A 4,029-nucleotide genomic window follows, 5' to 3' on the forward strand; every position below is an offset into this window, starting at 1 on the left:
GGCAGCCCCTCCAGCCCGAACACCGCGCAGTGGTCGACGGGCCGGTACGGCTCCCGCTCCAGCGACTCCGGCCACCCGGCGAGCGCCCCGGCCCGCGCGTGCAGCCCCGCGAGCTCGGCGGACCGTGCCTCTGCGGTCCCGGGCAGCGCGGCCCGCACCGCCCTCTTATCGGCGTACGGGACGCGGTCGGGGACGTCGAGCGCCGCCCGCAGCAGCTCCTCAGTGCGCCGCGCGGCCATCAGCGGCCCGGCGCCGAGCCAGGTGAAGCAGACCGCACCCTGCTCCAGCAGACGCGCCGAGCCCCGCTCGACCGCGGTGATCCCGACCTTGATCATGCCGGGCCCGAACCACGCCAGATATACGTGATACGGCCGCGGGTCGTCCGCGATCGTGTCGGCGGCCACGGAGTGGGCCCGGTCCAGCCGCGCGCACTCCTCGCACCGCGCCCCCGTGCTCCGCCCCGGCACGGACGCCCGGACCGGGCAGGGATGCCCCCGCGCTCCCACACATGTCCGCACTCCCCCTTCCGCGACCGCGAAGGCCACGCGTTTCCCCCACGTCAGCGGGCTCGTCCGCCCGCCCTCCCACACGAGCGCGGGCCCGTCCCCGGCCGCCCACCGCAGCCCCGCGCACTTCCAGACCTGTGCCATCACCGACGAGCGTACGGCGCGCCACTGACAGTCCGGGCCCGAGGAAGACGGCGGCGGCCGCCCCGCGCTTCCCCGGTCTGCCGGGGAAGGGGGACGACCGCCGTCGTAGGGACGTCCGGCCGCTCAGCGCACGTCGACGTAGTCGTAGGCGTCGGCGACGGAGGAGTTGCCGTTACCCGCGTAGTGGAAGCGCCAGGTGCCGTCCACCGAGGCGGTCACCGTGGTCTTCAGGTAGCCGCTGGACGAGCTCTTGATCGTCTTGACGGTGCTGTAGGTGCTGCTGCCGGCCTTCTTGAACTGCAGCTGGACGTACTGGCTGCCGTAGCCGTAGTACTTCAGGTAGCTCCAGCTGGCCCGCTTGAGGGTGCCGGTGACGGTGATGGTCTTGCCCTTGGAGACGGGCTCGGGACCGGCGTTGAAGCCGCTGAAGCTGCTGGCGCGCTTGATCCACTCGTTCTTGTAGTAGTCGTTCTCGATGAAGTCGCCGTCGTTGCCGGTCGCGTGGACGGTGACGTTCCACCTGCCGTTCAGCGAGCTGTCGTACAGGTCACCGGTCTGGCCCGGCTCCGCCGTGATGGTGAACTTGCACGTGGCGGAGGTGGCGCTCCAGTAGTCGCAGCTCGTGGCGCCGTTCTCGTTCCAGAGGAATCCGTCGAGGTCGTTGTCGAAGTCGGTGCCGTGCCACAGGGCGACGTCCACGCCGTGCGGGTCGTGGTAGATGCCCGACGGGTCGGTCACCGTCACGTAGACGTTGAACGACTTCGGCGACACGCCGACGACGAAGTCCTTGTTGGCGTTGACGGTCACCTTGGTCACCTGGATGTCGCCGTCCGTCCCGGTGGCGGGCGCGGCGGCGACGGACTGGTGCTTGCTCAGCGCCTGGTGGGCGCTCTTGTACTGCTCGGCCTTGGCAGCAGCAGCCGGGTTCTCCCCGGCGTGAGCGGCCGGGACGGCCAGGGCGGTGAGGGCCGCGGCACCGGAGAGAGCCGTGGCGGCCAGGCTGGCACGAATGCGCATCTATGGTCTCCAAGTGGAGATTGGGCCTCACGCTGAGTGGGGGTCAGCTGGGCCTCAAGAGACTGAGGAGTCTGTTGACTCGCACACGGAGACTTCCGGCAGCCACGAACGGTTGTACGGCAAACGGAAGTTCTTTGAACCATGAATGACCGGCAACTTGTCGCTGCACGGAGCGGTTACCTGGCTCGGCGGCGTTTCGGGCGCCGGCGCGCCCACTCGACCACCGCCACGGCGACGATCAGCGCGCCCACTCTCACGGCTGAGTCGGCGAGGTCCTCCGGGCCTCCGAGGACGCGGGCCAGACCCCATCCCGCAAGTGACAGAGTCGGCCAGACGATGAGCACGGTGATCGTGAGTCGACGCCCGCGCGGTGTGGTGTCGGCCATGAACCGAGGCTACTGGTCGGTCCCTGGCAGGCCGGTGAACGGGCCGGTCCAGGACGGCACCGATGCCGTGATCACACCAGCAGCACCAGGATCACGCCAGGGCCACGGGCCGGCCGGCCGCGTTCCGTACTACTTTCGCGGGTTGCAGCAGCCCTCGGAAGAAGGTCCCGCGCTCCTCGACGGCCCAGCCGTCGACGTTTCCGACGCCCACGAACTGCTCCTCGGCTACCTGGAGTGGTACCGCAAGGCCCTGATGCGAAATCTCGCCGGGCTGTCTGACGACCAGCTTCGTACGCCGGTCGAGCCGCTGGGCTGGTCGCCGCTCGGCCTGGTCCAGCATCTCGGCTGGGTCGAGCGCCGATGGCTGCGGTGGGGGTTCGCCGCCGAGGACGTCGTCCCCTGTCCTCCCGGCGGAGACGCCGAGGAGTGGACGATCGCCGACGACGCCTCCGCCGCGGAGGTCATAGCCACCTACCAAGCGGAGACGGCGGCCACGAAAGCCCTTGTTGCGGCTGCCGCCTTGAGCGACAAAGCACGCCTCGGAGGCCGCTTCAAGACGCTCGACCAAGCTTCCTCGCTCGGGCGGATCCTCTTCCATCTGTTTCAGGAGTACGCGCGCCACGTCGGTCACCTCGACATCGCGCGCGAGCTCATTGACGGCGAGACCGGCGAATGAGACGCCAGGGGCCACCGATGCGTTGCGCCAGGCTCGAGCCTCATCCTTGTCAGGTCGGTCGGCATGAGTTTGCCGGGTTCTCGGGCCATCTCGGCTTCGCGATGCTCAGTCGCCGCGTCGTACTCCGACGGCGTCATCTTCCGTAAGGTCACCTTCTGCGCATCCATGACCCCGTCCTCGACCGGTCACTGTGACAGGGGCACCGCTTCGAGCACTTGTGTTCGGCAAGGATGGTGGTTGCATGAGTGAGGGCGGCGTCCGTTATCGGGGGTTCGTCTGCGCCTCAGCCGGTGCGAGTCAGCCACGCATGGCGGGTTCGCCGACCGATCAGGCGCGCGGGGGCGTGTGACCGGTCGGTCCGCACCGCGGACGGGGTCCGCTTACCTGTCAGGTCATCGACCCCGGCGCGTCAGCATGCCATGATCGTCGGCGTACGGCGCCCGACCGACCGGAAGGACACTGGACACCATGCCCGCCTACGCCATAGCTCACCTGCAAGAGGCCGCTCCGCACCCGGAGATCGCCGAGTACATCGAGCGCATCCCCGCCACCTTCGAGCAGTACGGCGGCCGCTTCCTCGTGCACGCCACGCAGCACGAGGTGAAGGAGGGCAGCTGGCCTGGGCATGTCGTGGTAATCGGCTTCCCCGGGATCGCCGAGGCGCGAGCCTGGTGGGACTCACCCGCGTACCAGGAGATCGCACCGCTGCGCTCGCGGCACATCGAGGGCGACATCATCCTGGTCGAAGGCGTTCCCGGGGGCTACGACCCGACTGCCACGGCAAAGGCGATGCGGGAGGCCCTGCCTGCCGAGTAGCCCTCCGGCTCGGCCGAGTCCGGCGGCAGGCGGTCGTCGCGTGGCAGGGCCCAGAGGACGTCGACGCGTTGGCCGGCAGGACGACCGCGCGACCCGTAGATCATTACTGACAGCCGCAGCCGCTTGCGGTCTTCGCCTCAGTGACGGTAGTCGACGGATCGGCGGCCTGCTCGTCGGAGGTGCAGCAAGCATTTACGCCGCAGCAAGCGGCGGTTGCGGAGGAGCCGTTTGCCTCGGTCGCGCTGGCGGGCTTGACGGCGCGGACGATGGCAGAGTGCATGCCGTCGGCGACCGGGTGGGTCGGCACGATCTCGATGTCCGTGAACCCGGCGGCTCGCAGCCCGGCGCGGTATTCGGCGAAGGAGAGGGCGCCGGCGATGCAGCCGACGTAGTCGCCGCGCTCGGCTCGCTGTCCGGGCGTGAGGGCGTCGTCGGCGACGACGTCGGAGACGCCGATGCGGCCGCCGGGCCTGAGGACGCGGAA

4 protein-coding genes and 1 pseudogene are annotated in these 4,029 nt (G+C 69.6%); 2 read left to right on the forward strand and 3 right to left on the reverse strand.

The genetic code is table 11. The features are described 5' to 3' along the window. Together IE249_RS34065 and IE249_RS34070 are read right to left on the reverse strand one after the other, a co-directional pair. The coding region (locus tag IE249_RS34065; RefSeq protein ID WP_229859902.1) for a DUF2797 domain-containing protein at window positions 1-650 on the reverse strand (650 nt) is incomplete at its 3' end. A gap of 123 nt (window positions 651-773) precedes the next feature. Continuing rightward, the gene (locus IE249_RS34070) at window positions 774-1,667 is read right to left on the reverse strand and encodes a calcium-binding protein (RefSeq protein ID WP_189711141.1); all 894 of its coding nucleotides are present in this window, start codon (window positions 1,665-1,667) and stop codon (window positions 774-776) included. Between the two features lie 336 nt (window positions 1,668-2,003). Between IE249_RS34070 and IE249_RS34075 the strand changes: the two genes are divergently transcribed. Together IE249_RS34075 and IE249_RS34080 are read left to right on the forward strand one after the other, a co-directional pair. Then, the gene (locus IE249_RS34075; protein WP_229859904.1) at window positions 2,004-2,729 is read left to right on the forward strand and encodes a DinB family protein; all 726 of its coding nucleotides are present in this window, start codon (window positions 2,004-2,006) and stop codon (window positions 2,727-2,729) included. A 468-nt stretch (window positions 2,730-3,197) separates the two neighbouring features. Next, complete coding sequence (locus IE249_RS34080; RefSeq protein WP_189711142.1) at window positions 3,198-3,545, forward strand: DUF1330 domain-containing protein; 348 nt, start codon at window positions 3,198-3,200, stop codon at window positions 3,543-3,545. Between the two features lie 103 nt (window positions 3,546-3,648). Here IE249_RS34080 and IE249_RS34085 read toward each other — a convergent pair. Then, window positions 3,649-4,029 (reverse strand): annotated as a pseudogene (locus tag IE249_RS34085) (arsenite S-adenosylmethyltransferase); the annotation flags it as partial.

This window comes from Streptomyces anandii JCM 4720, assembly GCF_014650655.1.
Lineage (GTDB): Bacteria > Actinomycetota > Actinomycetes > Streptomycetales > Streptomycetaceae > Streptomyces > Streptomyces anandii.

Excerpts from the sequence above, each read along its gene's own strand:
- IE249_RS34075 (WP_229859904.1), top strand. The coding sequence starts at position 2,004 with ATGAGCACGGTGATCGTGAGTCGACGCCCGCGCGGTGTGGTGTCGGCC.
- IE249_RS34080 (WP_189711142.1), top strand. The coding sequence starts at position 3,198 with ATGCCCGCCTACGCCATAGCTCACCTGCAAGAGGCCGCTCCGCACCCG.
- IE249_RS34070 (WP_189711141.1), bottom strand. The coding sequence starts at position 1,667 with ATGCGCATTCGTGCCAGCCTGGCCGCCACGGCTCTCTCCGGTGCCGCG.